Below are 20,517 nucleotides of genomic sequence, written 5' to 3'. Positions count from 1 at the left end.
GGCTACAGCTCCTCGTGGCCGAGCGCCGCGGCCAGCTTGGTCAGCAGGTCGTGCGCGGCCTCGGGGATCACCGTGCCGGGCGGGAAGACCGCGGCGGCGCCCGCCTCGTGCAGCGCGGGCACGTCCTGCGGGGGGATGACGCCGCCGACGACGATCATGATGTCCTCGCGGCCCTCCGCGGCCAGTTCGGCGCGCAGCGCGGGCACCAGCGTGAGATGGCCCGCGGCGAGCGAGGAGACGCCGACGATGTGCACGTCCGCCTCGACCGCCTGCCGCGCCACCTCCGCCGGGGTCTGGAAGAGCGGGCCGACGTCGACGTCGAAGCCCAGGTCGGCGAAGGCGGTGGCGATGACCTTCTGGCCGCGGTCGTGCCCGTCCTGCCCCATCTTGGCGACCAGGATGCGCGGCTGCCGCCCCTCGGCCTCGGCGAAGCGCCCGACCAGCGCGCGGGTGCTGTCGGCCGCGGGTGTGGCGCCTGCCTCGTCGCGGTACACACCGGAGATCGTACGGATCTGGCCCGCGTGCCGTCCGAAGACCTGCTCCAGGGCGTCGGAGATCTCACCGACGGTGGCCTTGGCGCGGGCGGCGTCCACGGCGAGGGCGAGCAGGTTGCCGTCCAGGCCGGTCCCGGACGGGCGGCCGGCGGCCGCGGTGAGGGCGCGCAGCGCGTCCCGGCAGGCCTCCTCGTCGCGTTCGGCGCGCAGCCTGCGCAGCTTGGCGATCTGGCTGGCCCGGACCGCGGAGTTGTCGACCTTGAGCACGTCGATCGGCGCGTCGTCGGCGGCCTGGTACTTGTTGATGCCGATGAGCGGTTGCCGCCCGGAGTCGATACGGGCCTGGGTGCGGGCCGCGGCCTCCTCGACGCGGAGCTTGGGGATCCCCGCGTCGATCGCCTGGGCCATGCCGCCCGCCGCCTCGACCTCCTGGATGTGCTGCCAGGCGCGCTCGGCGAGGTCGTGGGTGAGCCGCTCGACGTAGGCGCTGCCGCCCCACGGGTCGACGACCCGGCAGGTGCCGGACTCCTGCTGGAGCAGCAGCTGGGTGTTGCGGGCGATGCGGGCGGAGAAGTCGGTGGGCAGGGCCAGCGCCTCGTCCAGCGCGTTGGTGTGCAGCGACTGGGTGTGGCCCTGGGTCGCGGCCATCGCCTCGACGCAGGTGCGGGTGACGTTGTTGTAGACGTCCCGGGCGGTCAGCGACCAGCCGGAGGTCTGCGAATGGGTGCGCAGGGACAGCGACTTGGGGTTCTTCGCGCCGAACTGCCGGACCAGCCGCGCCCACAGCAGCCGGGCGGCGCGCAGCTTGGCGACCTCCATGAAGAAGTTCATGCCGATCGCCCAGAAGAACGACAGCCTCGGTGCGAAGGCGTCCACGTCCAGCCCCACGGCCTGCCCGGCGCGCAGGTACTCGACGCCGTCGGCGAGGGTGTAGGCGAGCTCCAGGTCGGCCGTCGCCCCGGCTTCCTGGATGTGGTAGCCGGAGATGGAGATGGAGTTGTAGCGCGGCATCTTCCGTGAGGTGTAGGCGAAGATGTCGGAGATGATCCGCATCGAGGGCTTCGGCGGGTAGATGTAGGTGTTGCGGACCATGAACTCCTTGAGGATGTCGTTCTGGATGGTCCCGGCGAGCTTTTCCGGGGGCACCCCCTGCTCCTCGGCGGCGACGATGTAGAGCGCGAGCACCGGCAGCACCGCGCCGTTCATGGTCATCGACACGGTCATGCGGTCCAGCGGGATGCCGTCGAAGAGCTGCCGCATGTCGTAGATCGAGTCGATCGCGACACCGGCCATGCCGACGTCGCCGGTCACCCGCGGGTGGTCGCTGTCGTAGCCGCGGTGGGTGGGCAGGTCGAAGGCGACGGACAGGCCCTTCTGCCCGGCGGCGAGGTTGCGCCGGTAGAAGGCGTTGGACTCCTCGGCGGTGGAGAAGCCCGCGTACTGCCGGATGGTCCAGGGCTGGTTGACGTACATGGTCGGGTAGGGCCCGCGCAGGAAGGGCGCGATGCCCGGGAAGGTGCCGAGGGTGTCGAGGCCCTCCAGGTCGCGGGCGGTGTAGAGGGGTTTGACCGCGATGCCCTCGGGTGTCTCCCACGCGAGGTCGGCGGCGCTGCTGCCGGTGGCCTCCTTGACCGCGGAGGCCCAGCGCTCCTCGGTCGCGCCGGGGGGGTCGCCGTCCTCGGCGAAGGGGATGCCGGTGAAGTCCGGGACGCCGCTCATGCCGCCACTCCCGCTCGGTCGAGTACGAGGGTCAGGGCGGCGACGGCGTCGCAGCCCAGGAAGACGTAGCCGTCCAGGCCCGGCAGCGCGTCCGGCCGCCCGGCCAGGTAGATCCAGCGCGCGCCCGCCGCGCGCAGCGCCGCGACGACGTCCGGCCCCTGCTCGGCGTAGAGCGCGTCGGTGGAGCACAGGCAGGCCGCCTGCGCGCCGCTCGCGGTGAAGGCCGCGGCCACCGTGCCGGCGTCCACCGACACCGGGTCGTGCACCGGCTCGACGCCCCCGGCCTGGAGGATGTTGCTCGCGAAGGACGCCCGTGCGGTGTGCGCGGCGGCCGGGCCGAGCGCGGCGAGGAAGACCTTGGGGCGCCCCCCGGTCGCCGCGAGGTGGGCGTCGGAGCGGGCGCGCAGCGCCTCGTACGCCTCGTCGCGGCGCACCCGGGGCAGACCGCCGGACGCGGCGGGACGGGCCGGGGCGGGCGGGCGCGGCACGGGCCGCTCGGCGAGGTCGGGGAATTCGCTGACGCCCGTGACGGGTTCGCGGCGGGTGGCGAGGCGGCGGCGGCGTGCCGCCCACGTCGCGGCGATCCGCTCGCCCAGCAGGCCGGAGGCGAGGGCCCGCTCCTGGCCGCCTGCGGCCTCCAGCTCCTGGAAGAACGCCCAGCCGGCGCGGGCCAGTTCGGTGGTGAGCGACTCGGCGTACCAGGAGCCGCCCGCGGGGTCGGCGACCCGGCCCAGGTGCGACTCCTCCAGCAGGATCGCCGAGGTGTTGCGGGCGACGCGGCGGGAGAAGGCGTCCGGCGCGCCGATCGCGGTGTCGAAGGGCAGCACGGTGACGGCGTCCGCGCCGCCCGTCCCGGCGGCGAAGGCGGCGAGCGTGGTCCGCAGCAGGTTCACGTACGGGTCGCGGCGGGTCGCCATGACCGTGGAGGTGACGGCGTGCTGGCGCTGGCCGGCCGCCCCCGGGGCGCCACAGGTCTGCGCGACGCGCGCCCATGTCCGGCGCGCCGCGCGCAGCTTGGCGGTGGTCAGGAACTGGTCGGCGGTCGCGGCGAAGCGGAATTCGAGCTGGCCGAGGGCCGCTTCGACGTCCAGGCCCGCACCGGTCAGCAGCCGCAGGTACGCCACCCCGGTCGCGAGCGCGGCGCCCAGCTCCTGCGCCTCGGAGGCGCCCGCCTCGTGGTAGGGCAGCGCGTCCACGGCGAGCGCCCGCACCCCCGGGTAGCAGCGGTGGACCCGCCGCGCGAGGGCCACGGCGTCGTCGGGGGCGGCGGCCTCGCCGGTGCGGGCCGCCTGCCCGAGCGGATCGGCGCCGAGGCAGCCGCGGACGGCCGCCGGGTCCACGCCCCGGGCCTCGTACAGGCCGATCAGCTCGCGCGCGGCCGAGGCGGTGTCGGGACCGGCGTCCAGGACCACGGGGGCGAGGTCGAGGAGGACGCCGTCCAGGGCCCGGGTGAGACCGCCGGGCGGCAGGGCGGGGCCGCGGACGGCCAGCCAGAGCGAGGTCGCGCCGTTCTCCAGGTCGTCGAGCGCCGCGGCGTTGGCGGCCGCGGGGTCGGCGAAGTCCAGCCGTGTGCGCACGTCCCAGCCGCCGAGCAGGGCGCTGCCGCGCACGTAGGGCGGGAAGCCGGGCAGGCCCGGGTCGGGCGCGGTGTCCTGCGCGGTGTAGAGCGGCCGTACGGTCACGCCGCCGTCCAGCGCGGTCGCGAGCGCCGCTTCGGCCTCCGCGTCCGGCACCTCCTTACCCGACTTGCGCAGCACCCCCGCGGCCAGCTGCCGCCACTGCTCACGGGTGGCCTCCGGGAACGGGGCGGCCGGTGAGACTCCCTCGTCAGGCAGAACCGTCATACAGCGCAGGGTAGGCGCGGCCTCTAAAGTCCGTCTTCCCCTAAGAGACCGGGGACCCACCCCTAGTACGGTGACCGGAAGGGTTCACCGGTGGCCGCCGGGAGGCTGTCCGGGCGGCTGAGGGCCACTGCCGCCTGGACGACTCCCGCCTGGTGGGAGGCTTGCCGGGCGACCGGGAGGCGGGTCGCCGGGAAGGTGCTGCGGTAGCGGGCCGTCCAGTCGTGCAGCAGCATGTCGAGCCGGGCGGTGAGGGGTGCGGTGGCGGCCCCGGCCGGGGCGACGGCGCGGCGCAGCATCGCGGCGGCCCGCAGCGGCACCCGGTGCGTCCACTGCTCCAGGCCCGCCAGCAGGCCCTCGGTCAGGCGCCGCCCGGCGGGTACGGGGCCGGGGCCGCCGCAGCGCGGGTCCCATTCGTCGGGGAGGCGGCGCAGGAAGGTCAGCTGGGTGCGGACCGAGCGGACGAGCGGGCCGTCGCCGTCGCCGTCGCCGTCCGACGAGCCGCCGGGGCCGGGGAGCCGGGCGGGGGCGGCGTCCAGCAGGGCGGCGATGAGGTCGCCGCGGCGGCGCATCCGGTCGGCGCACGCGGCCAGCCGCCGCTGCGGGTCGCGGCCCGGACTGCGGTCGCTCATCCGGTCGCAGGCCCACCGCGGGGCCTCGACGATCACGGTCGCGCCGCCGTGCCCGTGCGGGGCGTACCACGTGGTGCGGCGGATGTCCCCGGTGCGGGCGCCGTTCGTGCGGGCGGCCCCGGGAACGGGCGGGGCGGGCGGGGTGGAAGGGGCGGGTGGTGGCATCAGGTAGACGCCGGGGGCGGGTTCGGCGTAGAGCACGGTGTCGTACGAGCCGCATTCCACGGGAATGCCGAATTCGGCGGCGGAGCGCGTGAACGACCCCGCCAGACCCGGAATCTCCCGGGTGCTCTGCACGAATGTCCCGCCCACGTCGATACCGTGCAGCGAGAACTGGAGAAACGGCCGGAGTTCGCCGATGAGGCCGAGCAGGATATCGGTCTCGGGGAGTTGCCCGCCGATCGACGGGGCCCATTCCGGCTGTTCGCCGGACGCCGGGCGGAAATAGTGGGCGAGGAATCCCTCCAGGTCGCGCGCGCGGTGGGCGCCGTGCACCAGCCGCGCCCCGTCCGGATCCGCGCACAGCAGGAAGTGCCAGGCCACCGACGCGTGCTGGGCGGGGTCGGCCAGGATCCGGTGGGCCAGTTCCATGGCCGCGGCGCCGCCGACGAGTTCGTCGGGGTGCGCGCCGGAGACCACCAGGACGTGGTCGGCGGCGTCCCCGACGGACAGCAGCGTCAGCGGCCGCCCGGCCCGGGAGGCGCCCACGGTCCGGGTCCTGCACACCCGCGGGTGGCGCGCGGCGAGCGTCCGGGCGGTGTCCTCGATCTCGTCGAGCGCGGGATAGCGGTCGTAGGCGGCAATCGCCCTTCCCGCACTGGTCGAGGCGTCGATCACCCGTGAATACCTCTTCCGGTCGACCCGCGCCCTGCCGCGGCGGCAGTTGACGGGCAACCATGGATTCATGTGGACTGCGGGGTGTCAAGCGTTCCGCCATTGAACGGAGCCGAATCCTCCGCATGTTACGGCCGCGCGTCAAACCCGAGCATTCCGGCTACCGCACGGTCGACGGGAAGGTCCGGCTCGGCAGTGTGGTCTACGGGATCGGTGTGGAGATCGACGACCCGGACGGCTGGGTGTGGGCGCTGGTGCGGGCGCTCGACGGCACCCGTACCGCTCCCGAGGCCGCCCGGCTGGTGGCCGCCGCGTATCCGGCGGTGACGGCGGCCGAGGCGGAGCAGGCGGTCGCCGAACTGGCCGAGGCCGGGCATCTGGAGGACGCCGCCGCGCCCGCCCCCGCGCTCTCCGCGCGCGAACAGGAGCGCTACAGCCGGGGCGTGCCGCTGCTGCGCTGGCTCGACCGCGGTCCGCGGCGCAGCGCGTGGGAGATGCAGGAGCGGCTGCGCGCCGCCCGGGTGCTGCTGATCGGTCTGGGCGGGACGGGCGGCTACGCGGCGCACGCGCTGGTCGCCTCCGGCGTGGGGCACCTGCACTGTGTGGACCCCGACACCGTCGAGCTGTCCAACCTCAACCGGCAGCCGCTCTACCGGGAGAGCGACCTCGGCCGCGCGAAGGCGGAAGCGGCGGGCGAGGCCCTGCGGGCGGTCAACTCCGAGGTCGAGGTCAGCTGCGAACCGACCCGTGTGACCGGCCCGGGGGACGTCACCGCGCTGCTCGGGGCGCCCGCCGTCCCCTACGACCTGCTGCTGCTGTGCGCCGACCGGCCGCCGGAGATCCGCCGCTGGGCCAACGCGGCCTGCCTGGCGTCGGGCACCCCGTGGATCGACGGCGGCTACCGGGGCCCGCTGGCGTCGATGGGGGTGTACGTGCCGGGGTCCGGCCCGTGCTGGGTGTGCCTGCGGGCGGGCGAGGTGGAGCGGCGCGAACTGGCCCTGGCGCCGGGCCAGGACGAGGAGGCCGCCTCGCCGCGGATGCCGTGGAACCCGGTCACCGCGGTGACCGCGGGCCTGTCGGGGCTGCTGATCGCGCACGCCGCGACGGCCCTGCTCACCGGCGCCCCGCCGATGGAACCCGGCTTCCGCTACGGCATCAACCTCGCGGCGCTGGAGGAGCCGGACGTCGAGCGCCACCCGCGCCGCCCGGACTGCCCGGCGTGCGGCACGGGCACGTCCGGCTGACGCGTCTGCGGCCGATCGCCGTACGCGCGTGCCCCGTCCGGGGACAATGGGGCGGTGGCGAGCTACGCGGAGATGGAACTGGCCGACGGGACAGCGGTGCGCTTCGAGGTGTCCCCGGGCACCGGCACGGGGGGCGGCGGGCTGCCGGACGGCGCCGGGGAACTGCCCCCGGGCACGGGCGATCTGGTCCCGGTCGCGGGCGGCGGCCTCGCCCTCGGGACGCTGCGCCGGACGCTGCGCCCGCTCGGCCCGCTGCTCCAGGAGGTGCACGACGCCATCGCGGCCGCGCCGAGCCCGCCCCACGAGGTCAGCGTCACCTTCGGCGTGGAGGTGGGCCAGGACCTCAAGCTCGGCATCGTGGGCGCCGCGGGCAAGGCCCACCTGACGGTGTCGGCGACCTGGCATCCCACGCCCCCGCCCCCGCCCTCCGCGCCCGGCACCGCGGAGGCGGCGTCGCCGCCCACGGCCTGACCGAGCGGCGGCCCGGTGGCTACGGGCAGGCACGCTCGTAGAAGTCGGCGGCGTCCACCGTCACCGTCTTCTCGCCGCCACGCGCGTACAGGTCCAGGAAGCGGGCCCGGCCCGGCGTCAGACCCGCCAGGTGGTGGTCGACGGTCCAGCCCGGCGTGTCGCCGTCCAGTGGGCCTCGTCCGAGGTGCTTGCGTCGGGGTCGGTCCGGTAGAGCCTCGCCGTGTCGAGGTGGTGTCCGCACACGGCGAGGAGGCCCACCGGCTTCCCGTTCGCGTCCACGCTCACGACGCAACGTCCGCCTTCGGCCGAGCGTAGGCGCGCGTCCGCCGGCCGACGGGTGTGCGCCACCGGTCCGTTGTGCGGACGTCTGCGCTCCGTGGCCTGCTGTCGCACACCCGCTCCCCAGCTCGCACTGCATCGATCTTCCAGGCATTCGTGAAATTTTTTCTTTACTCGATCGCAACCTTGCGGCGATTCCTTCGTGCTCTGTACGGTCGGGGCGCCCGTTCCCCCCACTGTTCGTGAAGGAGCATCAGATGCGGGTGTGGACCGTTCCCCCGCGCGGCGCGCGCAGCGCCGGGCGGAGACTTCCGGCGGCCCTCGTGGCCGCCATGACCGTGGTGGCAGGCGCCGCCGCCACCGGGCTGCTGACCGGCGCCGCGGCGAGCGCCGCCGCCCGTAACCCCGCGGCGGCGGGCGCGGCCCAGGCCGCGCCCGTCCCCGGCAACGGAGTGGGCGCCACCGTGCCGTTCACCGACTTCGAGGGCGAGGCGGGAGTGCTGGGCGGCGGTGCCGGGACCGTCGCGCTCACCGCGGCGCCCACGACCCAGTTCTCCAGTGCCGCGCTGGAGGCCTCCGGGCACGCGTACGCCCACCTCGGCGGCACCGGGCAGTCGGTGCAGTGGACCAACACCACCGGCTCGCCCATCAGCTTCCTCAACGTCCGTGCCAGCGTGCCGGACTCGGCGTCCGGCGGCGGCACCGCGACGACCCTCGACCTGTACGTCAACGGCGCCTTCCGGCAGGCGCTGCCGCTCAACTCCAAGCAGAGCTGGGTCTACGAGGGCAACAACAACTACAACACCAGCGACAACCAGAACCCGGCGGACGGCAGCCCGCGGGTCTTCTGGGACGAGGCGCACGCCTTCGTCACCGGCGCCCCGATCCCGGCGGGCGCCACCTTCTCGCTCGTCAAGGACGCCGCCAACAGCGCGTCCTCGTACGACATCGACGTCGTCGACGCGGAGAACCCCCCGGCCCCGCTGGCGCAGCCGGCGAACTCGATCTCGATCACCAGCTGCGGCGCCGTCGCCGACAACACCCCCACCAACGGCGCCGCGGACGGCGCGGCCACCGACTCCGGGCCCGCGATCCAGAACTGCATCAACCAGGCCCAGTCGCAGGGCAGAACGCTGTGGATCCCGCCGGGCACCTTCTACGTCAAGGGCACCACGGGCCTGCGCGCGCAGGGCATCACGATCGCGGGCGCCGGCATGTGGTACAGCACCGTCTACCGCGACGTGCCGGTGCCCAACAGCACACCGCTGGCGGCGCTGTTCGAGGTGACGTCCTGCCATGTGCAGAACTTCCACATCGACGCCAACGCGGTCAGCCGCAGCACGATCGGCGGTGACGGCGGCGCCATGGACACCACCGGCACCAACTGGTCGGCGGACGGCATCTGGACGCAGCACACCATGTCCGGCTTCTGGGCCTCCGGCACCGGCGGCAGCGTCAGGAACAGCCGGCTGACGGCGATCTGGGCCGACGGCATCAACGTCAACAACGTCTCGCTCAACGGCGGCAAGGGCAGCGACCTCACCGTCAGCAACAACTTCGTCCGCGGCACCGGTGACGACGCCATCGCGATCAACTCCGTGGACTACAACACCAACGGCGACGGCTCGAAGACGTACTACACGCCGATGTCGAACGTCACGGTCAGCAACAACACCTCGATCGCGCCCTGGGGCGGCAAGGGCGTCGCCGTCTACGGCGGCAGCGGGCACCACGTCACGAACAACTACATGAGCGACACCGCCCGTTACATCGGCCTGGGCGCCGGACGCTTCGGCGTGAACGGCAACGACCTGCTGTCGGCGACGATCACCGGCAACGTCGTCGTGCGCTCCGGCGGCAACGCCTACAGCCAGGGCCAGCCCGCGATGCACATCGGCAACGGCGGCGACGGCCAGAACACCGGCACCGTCGACAAGGTCACCGCGACCGGCAACACCGTCGTCGACTCGCTCTACGACGGCATCGGCTTCTCCACCTCCACCAACTCCCTGCTCCAGAACAACACCGTCACCGACCCCGGCCGCAACGGCGTGGTCGTCTCCCCGCCCTTCTACCCCGCGCCGACCGGCTCCGCGACGATCACCGGCACCACCGTGACCGGCGTCAAGCCCGGCAACGCCGCCTATCTCGACAACTCCGCGGGCTTCACCGCCACGCTCAGCAGCAACAGCTGGCAGGGCGGCGGCACCACCCCGCCACCGGCCGAGGAACCGTACGGCGGCACACCCGCGGCGGTGCCCGGCACGGTGCAGGCGGAGAACTACGACACCGGCGGGCAGGGCACCGCCTACAACGTCAGCTCCGTGAACGGCAACGGCACCGCCTACCGCGCGGACGGCGTCGACCTGGAATCCACCTCCGACACCGGCGGCGGCTACGACCTCGGCTGGAGCAGCGGCGGCCAGTGGTTCCGCTACACCGTGAACGCCACCTCGGCCGGCACCTACACGGTGGCCTTCCGGGTGGCCGCGCCCGCCGCCGTCAGCGGCGCCCTGCACCTGTCCGACGCCTCGGGCGCGAATCTCACCGGCGCGGTCGCCATCCCCGCGACCGGTGACTGGCAGGCCTGGAGCACCGTCACCGCCACCGTCACGCTGCCCGCGGGCAAGCAGGTCCTCACCCTCGTCGAGGACAACGGCGGCTGGAACCTCAACAGCCTGGCCTTCGCCACCGCGAGCGGTCCCGGCACGCCGACGAACCTGGCGGCGGGCAAGGCCACCGCCGAGTCCAGCCACACCGACGTCTACGCGTCCTCGCACGTCACCGACAGCGACCGGAACAGCTACTGGGAGAGCGCCAACAACGCCTTCCCGCAGTGGGTGCAGGTCGACCTCGGCTCCGCGCAGAGCGCCTCCCGCGTCGTCCTCAGGCTCCCCTCGGGCTGGGGCGCCCGCACCCAGACGCTCACCCTCCAGGGCAGCACCGACGGCTCGTCCTTCAGCACCCTGAAGGCCTCGGCCGCCTACACCTTCGACCCGGCGACCGACAACACCGTCACCCTCACCTTCCCCGCCACCTCCCTGCGCTACGTCCGTGTGACGGTCACGGCGAACACCGGGTGGCCGGCCGGACAGCTCTCCGACGTCCAGGTCTGGTCCTCCTGACCTGACCCGCGGGCCCGCCGCACCCTGGCGGGCCCGCGGGCCGGAACGTCACAGCGGGTCGCCCGCGAGGCGCCCCGGCGGCAGCGTCCGGCCGCTGAGCGCGAGGACCAGGTCCTCGGCGGTGCCGCTCAGCTCCGGTCCCGAGCCGAACGACCAGTCCAGGTCCGTCGCCCGCAGACCGCGGCCGTCCAGCCGCACCCCGAAGTTCGCGGCGACACCGCCGGCGGCCAGCCCGTCGAGCACGGCCGTGACCGTACCCGGCGGGACGCGCCCCGCGGCGCCCAGCGGCACGGCCATGTCGAGGCCGTGGATCACCGCGTGGCTCAGCGCGCCCGGCCAGCCGCCGTCGGGCGACGTGAAGTGGTGGAGGGTGCCGCTGCGCAGCCCCGCCACCAGCTCGGCCGTGGGCAGCGCGGCGTCCCGTGCGGCAACCTTGTCCGAGAGGACGCCGAAGTCGAAGGCGCAGTCGCGCAGTTCGGCCATGAAGCGCTCCTGGGAGTAGCGCGCGGGCATCGTCACATGCGCGGCGACCTCGCGGATCCGCCAGCCCGCACAGAGCGAGGGGGTGTCCCACTGCTCGTCGGACAGCGGCTCCAGCAGCGCGGCGAGCGCCAGGTACTCGGCCTCGACCGCGGGCTGCAGATCCACGCCGCCGCCTGCGGCACCGTTCCCCCGGTCCTGGTTCGTCGTCATCGTCGGCTCCCTCGTCCTCGTCGTCGTGCGGTCGGCGGACTGACGTCCACCGTGCAGGACCGGTGGGGCGGGCGGAACTCATCGGTGGGGAGCGGTTCTCACGCGGAGGGGGGGTCGGGGGAGGCGGGCCGTCGCCGGGCCCCGCACACCGACCCGGTCGCACCGCCGTCAGGTCGCGGCGGGGTCCGTCTCGGCGTCCGGGTCCGCCCCGGGGCCGGACCCGGCGGCCTGCTCCTTCGCCTCGGCCAGCGCCGCCGCGCGGCGGTTGACCACGACGGTGGCCGCGGCCGCGCTCAGGGCGAAGGCCAGCAGCACGGTGCCGGGGCGGTTCAGGCGGTCGCCGATCAGGGCGTCGAGGGACAGGCAGCCAGGACCGGCGAGACCCAGGCCCGCGGCCACGAAGCCGAGGAAGGCGGGGTACTCGAAGCCGCCCTGGTGGGCGAAGAAACCCGCGGGGGCGTGCACGGACACCGCACCGGCCATCGCGCCCGCGGCCGCCGCGCCCGCCACCGGGGTGGCCAGGCCCAGCGCGAGCAGCGCGCCGCCGCCCGCCTCGCCGAGCCCCGCCGCCAGCGCGCTCTCCCGGCCGGGCCGGAAGCCCATCGAGTCCATCGCGGCGGCCGTGCCCTCCAGGCCCGACCCGCCGAACCAGCCGAGCAGCTTCTGCGAGCCATGGGCGAGCAGCGTGCCGCCCGCGCCGAGGCGCAGTGCGAGCAGGCCGAGGTCCTTGCGACGGCTGAACGGCATGGGGCGGCCTTCCGCAGGCGGGGCAGTACGCGGTCCGCGGCCCATCCTGCCCCGCCCCCGGGACCCCCGCACCCGCTCGCCGCCGTGCGGGTGGGCCGGTGCGCGGGCGCCGCGCGCGGGCGGGCCGGTGTGCGCGGGGGTGGCGGGCGGTGTGCGGTCGCCGCCGGGGTGCCCCGGCGCCGTAGAGTGGCAGTGTGGTGGCCTATCCGGAGATACCCGGGCTCGGCGCGGTACGGCGCCGGCTGGGCGCGGAGCTTTTCGCCAGGGTGGCCGGGCCGGACGGGCCCGCCGCCAGGGCGCGGATCCACGACACCGAGGGGCCGCGCTGGTTCGGGCCGGACCGGCCGATCCGTACCGTGCACGGCGACGCGTCGATGTTCACCGGCGGCCTGTGCGCGCTGCTGCTGCAGTCGCTGCACCCGCTCGCGATGGCGGCGGTCGCCGCGCACTCCGGCTACCGCGGCGACCCGTGGGGGCGGCTCCAGCGCACCAGCGGCTTCCTGGCGGTGACGACGTTCGGTACGGCGGCGGACGCCGAGCGCGCGGTCGCGCAGGTGCGGCGCATCCACGCCCGGGTCAGCGGAACCACCCCGGACGGCGAGCCCTACCGCGCCTCCGACCCGCACCTGCTGGCCTGGGTGCACGCGGCCGAGGTCGACAGCTTCCTGCGCGCGCACCGCCGCTACGGCGCCCACCCGCTGGACGACGCGGGCTACGACGCGTACGTCGCGGACACCGCCCGGGTCGGCGCCGCCCTCGGGGTGGTGGACCCGCCGCGCGACCGGGCGGAGCTGGCCGCCGTACTCGACACGTACCGCCCGGAGCTGCGTGCCACCGCGCAGGCCCGGGACGCCGCGCGCTTCCTGCTGCTCACCCCGCCGGTGCCCTGGGCGGCCCGGCCGGGCTACGCCGTGCTGGCCGCGAACGCGGTCGCGCTGCTGCCGGTGTGGGCGCGTGTGCCGCTGCGGCTGCCGTACCTGCCCGTGACGGAGGCGACCGGGGTGCGCTGGGCGGGGCAGGGGCTGACCCGGGCGATCCGCTGGGCGATGACCCCGCCGTCCTGAGGGGTCTCACACCGCGCGGACGAGGACCAGCGAGCCGTCCAGCGCAGCGCGCCGTAGCGGGCGTCCCAGGTGCCGTCGGCGAGGTCGCGGCGCAGGTGCTCGGTGGAGCCGTCGGCGGTCCGGGCGTCGACGAAGCTCCAGGCCGAGCAGGAGCGGCGGGCGGCCGGGTCGAGCAGCATCTCGGGGCGCGCGTAGTAGGCCTCGTTGAAGCCGTCCGCGCAGTCGGCGGGGATCGGCACGGTCATGACGTCGGCGCGCCCGCCGAGGGCTTCGGTGACGGCGCCGATCGGCGGGTGGCGGCGGGCCTCGGTGTCCAGCACCAGCGGCGCGTACGCGTACGGCCAGAAGTTGCGGACCAGGTCCGGGTCGCAGGTCAGGACGACCACCGGTGGTGTGTACATCCGGGTGGGGGGTCGCCCGGGGGTGCCTCAGGGGCGCGGGTCGGCGGAGGCGAGCCAGCGCAGCACCTCTTCGGCGTGCGCGCCGGGGTCGGCCACCGGGTGGAACACGTGCTCGACCACGCCGTCCCTGACGATCAGGGTGAGCCGCGCGTACAGCTCCTGCCCGCCCGCCTCGAAGGTCGGCAGACCGAAGGCGGAGCCGAGGCCGTGTCCAGGGTCGGACAGCATCGCGAACGGCAGCCGCAGCCGTTCGGCGACCTCGCGCTGGTAACCGGTGTCCTGGCTGGACAGGCCGTAGACGGCGGTCGCGCCCGCGGCGGTGAGGTCCTCGTGGTGGTCGCGGAAGCCGCAGGCCTCGGGGGTGCAGCCGCGTGCGCCGGGGATGGAGTCCCACCCCTCGGGCAGGTCCTCGTCGGGCCGCCCGGTCAGCGGGTAGAGGTAGAGGACGGTCCGGCCGGGGCCCAGGGCGTCGAGGGCGACCGTGCGGCCGTCCGTCGCGGGCAGGGCGAGCGGCGGCATGCGCAGGCCGGACAGCCGCCGGCCGAGGTCGCCGGGGCCGGGCAGCGGCGTGGCGGGGGCCCCTGCGGTCTCGGCGGTCACGGGGGCCGCGTCCTGTGGCGGGTCCGTCCGCGCGGTGCGGTACGCGGCGGCGGTGAGGCGGGCGGCGAGCCTGTCCCGGCGGGCGGTCAGTTCTGTGATGTGGGCGCCCAGTTCGTCGATCGCCGAGCGGTACTCGGCCAGCGAGGAGGGGCAGTCGTCGGCGTCCCGGGCCCCGGACGCCAGGCACTCCAGGAAGGGACGGGTCCGCTCGGCGGGTATCCCCAGATCGCGCAGGGCCCGCAGTTCGCGCACCGCGCGCACGTCGTCCTCGCTGAAGGCGCGGTAGCCGTTGGGCATCCGGCGCGGCGCGACGAGGCCCAGCTCCTCGTAGCGCCGGATGGCCTTCGCGCTCACTCCCGCACGCCGTGCGACGTCGCCGATCTTCATGTCCTCCGCCTTTCCGGCCGCCTCCCCTGACGGCCGCTGCGAGCGTAGACCTTGCCCCCGGGGGCAAGGTCAACCGTTCACCGGGCCCCGCGGCGCACGGCCCGGGTCACACCTTCGCCACAGCCGCCGGTCCGCGGCTTCCCGGCCGGAACGGGAATGGAATGATGCGCCCCATGGCAACGAACGGGGGCACGGGCGACGAGCCCGCGCGCGAGGGCACGCATCCGACGACCAGCTACGAGCTGAAGCCGCCCGCACCTCCCGCCGACGACGTCCCCGCCCCTGTCTCCGCCTCCGCGCCCGTGCCGGGGCCGAGGCCCGCGCCCGCGGCCGACCCGCGCGAGGACGGCGCGAACGGCGGATCGCGGCTGCTGGGCGGGCGCTACCGGCTGCTGGAGCGGCTCGGCTACGGCGGGATGGGCACGGTGTGGCGGGCGCACGACGAGGTCGTCGACCGCGACGTGGCGGTCAAGGAACCGCGGGTGCCCGACCACATGACGGGCGCCCAGCGCGAGACGGCCCATCTGCGGATGCAGCGCGAGGCGCGCGCCGCGGCCCGGATCGACCACCCCTCGGTGGTGACGGTGCACGACGTCGTCGTCGAGGACGGCCGCCCGTGGATCGTCATGGAGCTGGTACGCGGCCGGTCGCTCGCCGAGGTGCTGGCCGAGGGCACGCTGCCGCCGCGCGAGGCCGCCCGGATCGGGCTCGCGGTGCTGGGCGCGCTGTCCGCCGCGCACGAGGCCGGGGTGCTGCACCGCGACGTGAAGCCCGCCAACATCCTGCTCGGGCGGTACGACAGGGTGGTGCTGACCGACTTCGGCATCGCCCAGGTCGAGGGCGAGGAGCCGCTCACCGAGACCGGTGCCTTCATCGGCTCCCCCGAGTACATCTCCCCCGAGCGGGTGCTGGGGCACCGGCCCGGACCCGAGTCGGACCTGTGGTCGCTCGGTGTCGTCCTCTACCAGGCCGTGGAGGGCGTGTCGCCCTTCCGCCGGCAGGCCACGCCGTCGACCTTCCAGGCGGTACTGCTCGCCGACCTGCCCGCGCCGCACCAGGCGGGCGCCCTCGCCGCGCCGGTGCAGGGGCTGCTGCGCAAGGAGCCGGCGGCACGGACGACCGCGGCCCGCTTCGCCGACGAGCTGCGCGCCGTCCTCGACCCCCCGCACGTCCCGGCGCCGGAGGCGCCACCGGCTCCCGAGGCCGGCGCGACGGCGGTCCTGCCCCCGCCGGGCGGTGCGATACGCGTACTGCCCCGCAGCCGCCGCGGCCGGGTGCTCGCCGCGGGGGCGGCGGCCGTCGTGGTGGCGGCGGCCGTGGTCGTGGTGGTCTCACCGTTCGGCGGCGGCGGAGGCCTCCCGAAGGGCTGGAAGTCGTACGACGAGAAGGGCGTCGGCGCCACCCTCGCGGTGCCCGGCGACTACGTCCGCAGCATCGACGACAAGGCCGTCACGTACACCGACCCGCACAAGGTCTTCCGGGTGACCCTCACCAAGGCCCAGGGCGAGAAGCGCAGCGCGGCGGCCGTCGCGAACGCCAACCTGGACTGGTACAAGGGCGGTGGCACCGTCAACTACAGCCACACCGTGGACGACGCCGACGGCACGGTCACCGAGGCCACCCAGCAGGGCGAGGCCGCAGCCCGGCTCGACGTCCTCTACACCGACCTCTCCGACGACGACAAGCCCGCGCTGCGCGAGCTCGAACTGGACGTCGTGAGCGGCTCGGGCGACCGCTACACCCTGGACGTGACGATGCCGGCCGCCGCGATCCAGTCCCAGCAGGGCGAGCAGATCTTCGACCAGGTCAAGGACCACCTGGAGATCCACGCGCTCTGAGCCCGTGCCGGTCGGCGGCCGTGGGATCTGCCGGGGTGACGGCAGATCAGGGTACGGCGGGGATCAGGACGGGGGGCCGCTGACGACCAGCCGGTGGCCCTCGGGCAGCAGGCAGCACAGCTCGTGCTCTCCCCAGGGCATGCGCCGCACGGGCCCGTCGGTGCGTCCGCCCGCGGCGGCGTAGCGCAGGGCCAGTCCGGCGAGCGGGATCCCCGCGTCGAGGGCGACGGTCACCGGCGCGATCGGCTCGTCGCCGGGCGCGAGGGCGAGCCGCAGCCCGGGACCGACCGACCACGGGCCGAGCCGCGCCGCGGCATACCGCGCGGGTTCGCCGACGCGGAAGCCCGGTTCGAGACCGAGTCCGGCGTGCAGCAGGGCGAGGGTGGCCTCGACGTCCCGCACCGGGAGCACCGGGTGCGCCAGGTAGAAGCGCTGCGGCCCGGCCCCTGCGACCCGGCCGAGCACCACCTTCTCCCGGGTGCCGCCGACCGGCGTGGACATCGTGAAACGGCCCCGCTCGGTCAGCCCGGCCCGCCGGGCGACGCCGATCGAGCCGGTGTTGGAGGCGTCGGCCCACGCCTCGACGCGCTCCAGGCCGCCTGCCGTGAAGAGGTGCTCCACGAGCGCGGCGACCGCCTCGCCGGTGATGCCGCGCCGCCACTCCGCGCGCCGCAGCATCCACGACAGCCAGGGCGTCGGGGTGACGTCGGCCAGCTCGACGAGCCCGAGGGCGTCCGGCTCGCCCGCACGCCGGATCGTCCACAGCCGTCCGTCGGGGCGCTCGACCCGGGTGGCGAGCCGCTCGCGGGTCTCGGCCTCGTCCCGTGGCGGCTCCTCGTCCGCCCAGGAGCGCGCGACGCGCGGGTCGCCGTACGCGAGGTGCAGGCCCGCGGTGTCCGCGTCCAGGTCGAGCGGCGTCAGCTCCAGCCGGGCGGAGCGCACCTGGCCGGGCACGCCGCCCGGCGCGTCCGCCGCCACCGCCTCGCCGCTCACGCGCCCAGAGCCCGCACGCTCAGGGCCCGTATGCCAAGAGCCCGTACGCCGAGGACCGCCCGCACGTTCAGGGCCCGCGCGCCGAGGGCCCGCGCGGCGGGGCGGGGTCGTCGGGGCAGCGTCGTGAACACCAGCAGCGCCATGGCCCCAGTATCCGTCCCGGCCCGCCCCGCGCCCAGCCCGCCCCGGGCCGCGGGCCGCGCCGGCAGGCGGATCCGCTCGCCCGGCTCCCCGGCGTCGCATTCACCCGTTCGGGGTAGTGACACAAAGTAAGCATCACGTTACCTTGAGTGAACAAGGGGAGTGTGAGCGGTTCCAGGGGCAGGGGGCAGGACATGTCGAGGCATCCGATCGAAGTGACACCCGGCGACGCGCGCTACGACGCGCTGCGCAGGGGATTCAACCAGCGGTGGATCGCCACTCCGGATTCCGTCGTGGTGGCCTCGTCGGCCGACGACGTGGTCGCCGCACTGAGCACGTATCTGGCCAGACCCGCGGAGTCGCGGCGGCGGATCACCGTGCGCTCGGGCGGGCATTGCTACGAGAACTTCGTGTCGTCGCCGGACGTCGGCGTCATCGTGGACGTCAGCCCGATGAACCGCGTCCACTTCGACCCCGGGATGGACGCGTACTGCATCGAGGCCGGGGCCACCAACTGGGACAGTACGACCGAGCTCTACCGGACGACGGGACTCGCCCTGCCCGGAGGCTCCTGCTACTCGGTGGGGCTCGGCGGCCATGTCTCGGGAGGCGGGTACGGGCTGCTGTCCCGGCTGTTCGGGCTGACGGTGGACTACCTGTACGCCGTAGAGGTCGTGACGGCGCCGGACGGCAGACACCCGCAGAAGACCGTGGCCCGCAAGGACGCGGAGGATCCCGCGCTGCGCGACCTGTGGTGGGCGCACACGGGCGGGGGCGGCGGCAACTTCGGGGTGATCACCCGCTACTGGTTCCGCGGCCTGCCCCAGCCGCCCGCCCAGGTGCTGCTGCGGGCCGTCGCGTGGGACTGGCAGGACTTCCTCGCCCACCCCGAGCTCTTCCGCTCGCTGGTGCGCCGCTACGGGCAGTTCTTCGAGCAGGAGGCCGCCGGGCGGCTGCCCGCCTCGCCGTTCAGGTCCTACGGCTACCGGGACATGTTCACCCTGCTGAAGCTCACGCACATGAGCGCGGGCAAGGTCGGGCTGACCGTGCAGCTGGACGGGACGAAGCCGGACTCCCCCGCGCGGCTCGCCGCCTTCCTGGACTGGATCACCACGGACTTCCGGTCGGGCAGCACCCAACTGGTGCGCGAACAGCCGCTGGACCAGGCGCTCGGCGAGCACCCCGCGCAGGGCGGGCTGTTCATCCCGACCCTGCTGCCGTGGCTCACCGCGACCCAGAGCCTCAACGACTCCGGGCCCAACCGCTGCGCCAAGTACAAGTCGGCGTACATGACCAGGGGCTTCACCGACCACCAGATCGAGGCGATACGACGTCATCTCACCGACCCCGGGTACAGCAATCCCGACGCCCTGGTCCAGGTCGACTCCTACGGCGGCGCCGTCAACGACCGGGCTCCCGGAGCCACGGCGGTGCCGCAGCGCTCGTCGGTGCTCAAGCTGCAGTACCAGGTCTACTGGACCTGGGGTGCCGACGCCGACGAGAACGGCCTCTTCGACTACCGGGACGCCGAGCTGGACCCGGGGATCGCCGCCCCGCACCTGCGCTGGATCCGCGACCTCTACCGGGACGTCTACCGGCCGACCGGCGGCGTCCCGGCCGTCGCCGACCCGGACGACCCGGTGACCAGGGACGCCAACACCGACGGGTGCTACATCAACTACCCCGACGTCGATCTGTCCGACCGCCGGCTCAACACCTCGGGCCAGTCCTGGCACCGGCTCTACTACAAGGGCGGCTACGAACGCCTCCAGCAGGTCAAGCAGGCCTGGGACCCGCACGACGTCTTCCGCCACGAGCAGTCCGTCGCCGTGCCCCGGTAGACGCCTCGTCCCATAGGCCGCCCCAGCCAGGGGGATCGACGGGGGACGCGGCTCGGGCGGGCGGTGCGCAGGCCGTCGGTAGAGTCCGCGGTGGCCGCCGGGGCGTCCGGCGGGCGACAGCGCAGAAGGGGGCCGGCGGGCGTGGAGGACTTCGACGAGGCGGAGCGGCAGATCTGGTCGGGAAGGGCCGCGGCCTTCCGGGACAGCTTCGCCAAGCTGTGCGCGCACACGGCTCCGGCGCTGCTGGACGCGGCCGGGGCGGGGCCGGGGGTCCGGCTGCTCGACGTCGGCACGGGTGCGGGCACGGTCGCCGCGGCGGCGGCCGCGCGCGGTGCCCGCGTGACTGGAGTGGACGCCGAGCCCGGCATGATCGAGCTGGCCCGCAAGGCGGCGCCGGAGGCCGACTTCCATCTCGCCGTGCTGCCCGACCTGCCGTTCGGGCCCGGCAGCTTCGACGCGGTGGTGGCCAACTTCGTGGTCAACCACGTCGGACGGCCCGCTGCGGCGGTCGCGGCGATGCGGGCAGCGGCCCGGCCCGGCGGCCGGGTCGCCGCGACGATCTGGTGCAGCCCGGCGGGAGCGGGGCACGAACTGCTCGGCCGCGCCGTGGAAGCGGCGGGGGCACGCGACGAGGCCGGGGAACCCCGTCTCGACCCGGCGGAGGACTTCCCCCGCACGGTGGCGGGTTTCGCGGCACTGCTGGCCGCCGCGGGGCTCACCGAGGCCGGCTGCGAGCCGGTGACATGGGATCACGTCGCGACCCCGGAGGAGTGGTGGGGCGGCGCGGCGGCCGGGGTGGGACTGATCGGGCAGACGGTCAGCCGCCAGAGCCCCGGCACGGTCGCCCGGATCAAGGCGGCCTACGACGAACTGGTCCCGGAGTACACGGGCCCCGACGGACACCTGGTGCTGCGCTACCACGCCCTGCTGGGCCACGGAGTGGCCTGAGACGGCGAGGCGGCGGGGGCGGCGGCAGGCCGCCCGGGTCGCGGCGGGAGCAGTGGGCCCATGGCCCGGCCGCGCCCCGCGGCGGCTCCGGACCCCCGGCGCGCGCGCGGCAGCCCCCGGGGCGGGGCCCGCGCTCTGAGACTGCTTCGGCCAGCCGGACGGCCTGACGGCGCTTCCGGTCCGTGGGAATGTGCAGCGCGGTCGCCAGCTCACCGGTCGGCCGGG

At 75.0% G+C, this 20,517-nt stretch carries 16 protein-coding genes; 7 read left to right on the top strand and 9 right to left on the bottom strand.

The annotated features are described in order from the left end of the window. Nucleotides 1–2: 2 nt before the first annotated feature. From scpA to ACWERV_RS34165, 3 genes are all read right to left on the bottom strand, one after another. Nucleotides 3–2,213 (bottom strand): methylmalonyl-CoA mutase, encoded by a 2,211-nt coding sequence (scpA, locus tag ACWERV_RS34175; RefSeq protein WP_398192585.1) that lies wholly within the window; start codon nt 2,211–2,213, stop codon nt 3–5. After that, on the bottom strand, nt 2,210–4,057 hold the full coding sequence (locus tag ACWERV_RS34170; RefSeq protein ID WP_452940537.1) for a methylmalonyl-CoA mutase family protein: 1,848 nt from the start codon (nt 4,055–4,057) through the stop codon (nt 2,210–2,212). Before ACWERV_RS34170 ends, scpA begins: the two co-directional genes overlap by 4 nt. A 62-nt stretch (nt 4,058–4,119) precedes the next feature. Continuing rightward, entirely contained in the window at nt 4,120–5,523 is a 1,404-nt protein-coding gene (locus ACWERV_RS34165; RefSeq protein ID WP_452940535.1) for a M14 family zinc carboxypeptidase, read from the bottom strand. A 122-nt stretch (nt 5,524–5,645) separates the two neighbouring features. Between ACWERV_RS34165 and ACWERV_RS34160 the strand changes: the two genes are divergently transcribed. Both ACWERV_RS34160 and ACWERV_RS34155 read left to right on the top strand, forming a co-directional pair. Continuing rightward, nucleotides 5,646–6,764, top strand: a complete 1,119-nt coding sequence (locus tag ACWERV_RS34160) for a HesA/MoeB/ThiF family protein (RefSeq protein WP_452940534.1) — start codon at nt 5,646–5,648, stop codon at nt 6,762–6,764. A 54-nt stretch (nt 6,765–6,818) separates the two neighbouring features. Next, nucleotides 6,819–7,235 carry a CU044_2847 family protein gene (locus tag ACWERV_RS34155; protein ID WP_452940532.1) on the top strand — a complete coding sequence of 139 codons (417 nt, stop codon included), beginning with the start codon at nt 6,819–6,821 and terminating at the stop codon, nt 7,233–7,235. Between the two features lie 117 nt (nt 7,236–7,352). Here the strand turns inward: ACWERV_RS34155 and ACWERV_RS34150 are convergent, their stop codons facing one another. Further along, nucleotides 7,353–7,520, bottom strand: coding sequence for a hypothetical protein (locus ACWERV_RS34150; RefSeq protein WP_452940530.1), 168 nt, complete (start codon nt 7,518–7,520; stop codon nt 7,353–7,355). 251 nt (nt 7,521–7,771) lie between these two features. On the opposite strand from ACWERV_RS34150, the gene ACWERV_RS34145 reads away from it, so the two are divergent. Beyond that, nucleotides 7,772–10,639, top strand: a complete 2,868-nt coding sequence (locus tag ACWERV_RS34145; RefSeq protein WP_452940528.1) for a carbohydrate-binding protein — start codon at nt 7,772–7,774, stop codon at nt 10,637–10,639. A gap of 48 nt (nt 10,640–10,687) precedes the next feature. On the opposite strand, the gene ACWERV_RS34140 is transcribed toward ACWERV_RS34145, so the two are convergent. Together ACWERV_RS34140 and ACWERV_RS34135 are read right to left on the bottom strand one after the other, a co-directional pair. Next, complete coding sequence (locus ACWERV_RS34140) at nt 10,688–11,332, bottom strand: maleylpyruvate isomerase family mycothiol-dependent enzyme (protein ID WP_452940526.1); 645 nt, start codon at nt 11,330–11,332, stop codon at nt 10,688–10,690. A 168-nt stretch (nt 11,333–11,500) separates the two neighbouring features. After that, nucleotides 11,501–12,079 (bottom strand): DoxX family membrane protein, encoded by a 579-nt coding sequence (locus tag ACWERV_RS34135; RefSeq protein ID WP_452940524.1) that lies wholly within the window; start codon nt 12,077–12,079, stop codon nt 11,501–11,503. A 194-nt stretch (nt 12,080–12,273) separates the two neighbouring features. Between ACWERV_RS34135 and ACWERV_RS34130 the strand changes: the two genes are divergently transcribed. Next, the gene (locus ACWERV_RS34130) at nt 12,274–13,143 is read left to right on the top strand and encodes an oxygenase MpaB family protein (RefSeq protein WP_452940522.1); all 870 of its coding nucleotides are present in this window, start codon (nt 12,274–12,276) and stop codon (nt 13,141–13,143) included. A 428-nt stretch (nt 13,144–13,571) separates the two neighbouring features. On the opposite strand, the gene ACWERV_RS34125 is transcribed toward ACWERV_RS34130, so the two are convergent. Then, a complete protein-coding gene (locus ACWERV_RS34125) occupies nt 13,572–14,531 on the bottom strand; it encodes a MerR family transcriptional regulator (RefSeq protein WP_452940521.1) in 960 nt (319 codons plus the stop codon). Between the two features lie 173 nt (nt 14,532–14,704). On the opposite strand from ACWERV_RS34125, the gene ACWERV_RS34120 reads away from it, so the two are divergent. Continuing rightward, nucleotides 14,705–16,369 carry a serine/threonine-protein kinase gene (locus ACWERV_RS34120; protein ID WP_452940519.1) on the top strand — a complete coding sequence of 555 codons (1,665 nt, stop codon included), beginning with the start codon at nt 14,705–14,707 and terminating at the stop codon, nt 16,367–16,369. Nucleotides 16,370–16,432: 63 nt separating this feature from the next. On the opposite strand, the gene ACWERV_RS34115 is transcribed toward ACWERV_RS34120, so the two are convergent. Continuing rightward, nucleotides 16,433–17,362: a GNAT family N-acetyltransferase gene (locus tag ACWERV_RS34115; RefSeq protein ID WP_452940517.1), complete on the bottom strand. Its 930-nt coding sequence runs from the start codon at nt 17,360–17,362 to the stop codon at nt 16,433–16,435. Further along, complete coding sequence (locus tag ACWERV_RS34110; RefSeq protein ID WP_452940516.1) at nt 17,359–17,505, bottom strand: hypothetical protein; 147 nt, start codon at nt 17,503–17,505, stop codon at nt 17,359–17,361. Before ACWERV_RS34110 ends, ACWERV_RS34115 begins: the two co-directional genes overlap by 4 nt. A gap of 192 nt (nt 17,506–17,697) precedes the next feature. On the opposite strand from ACWERV_RS34110, the gene ACWERV_RS34105 reads away from it, so the two are divergent. Together ACWERV_RS34105 and ACWERV_RS34100 are read left to right on the top strand one after the other, a co-directional pair. Beyond that, nucleotides 17,698–19,344 (top strand): FAD-dependent oxidoreductase, encoded by a 1,647-nt coding sequence (locus ACWERV_RS34105; protein ID WP_452940514.1) that lies wholly within the window; start codon nt 17,698–17,700, stop codon nt 19,342–19,344. A 141-nt stretch (nt 19,345–19,485) separates the two neighbouring features. Then, a complete protein-coding gene (locus tag ACWERV_RS34100) occupies nt 19,486–20,292 on the top strand; it encodes a class I SAM-dependent methyltransferase (RefSeq protein ID WP_452940513.1) in 807 nt (268 codons plus the stop codon). Nucleotides 20,293–20,517: the final 225 nt, after the last annotated feature.

This window comes from Streptomyces sp. NPDC004031, assembly GCF_053604375.1.
This window is presented reverse-complemented; position numbering and strand designations above follow the sequence as displayed.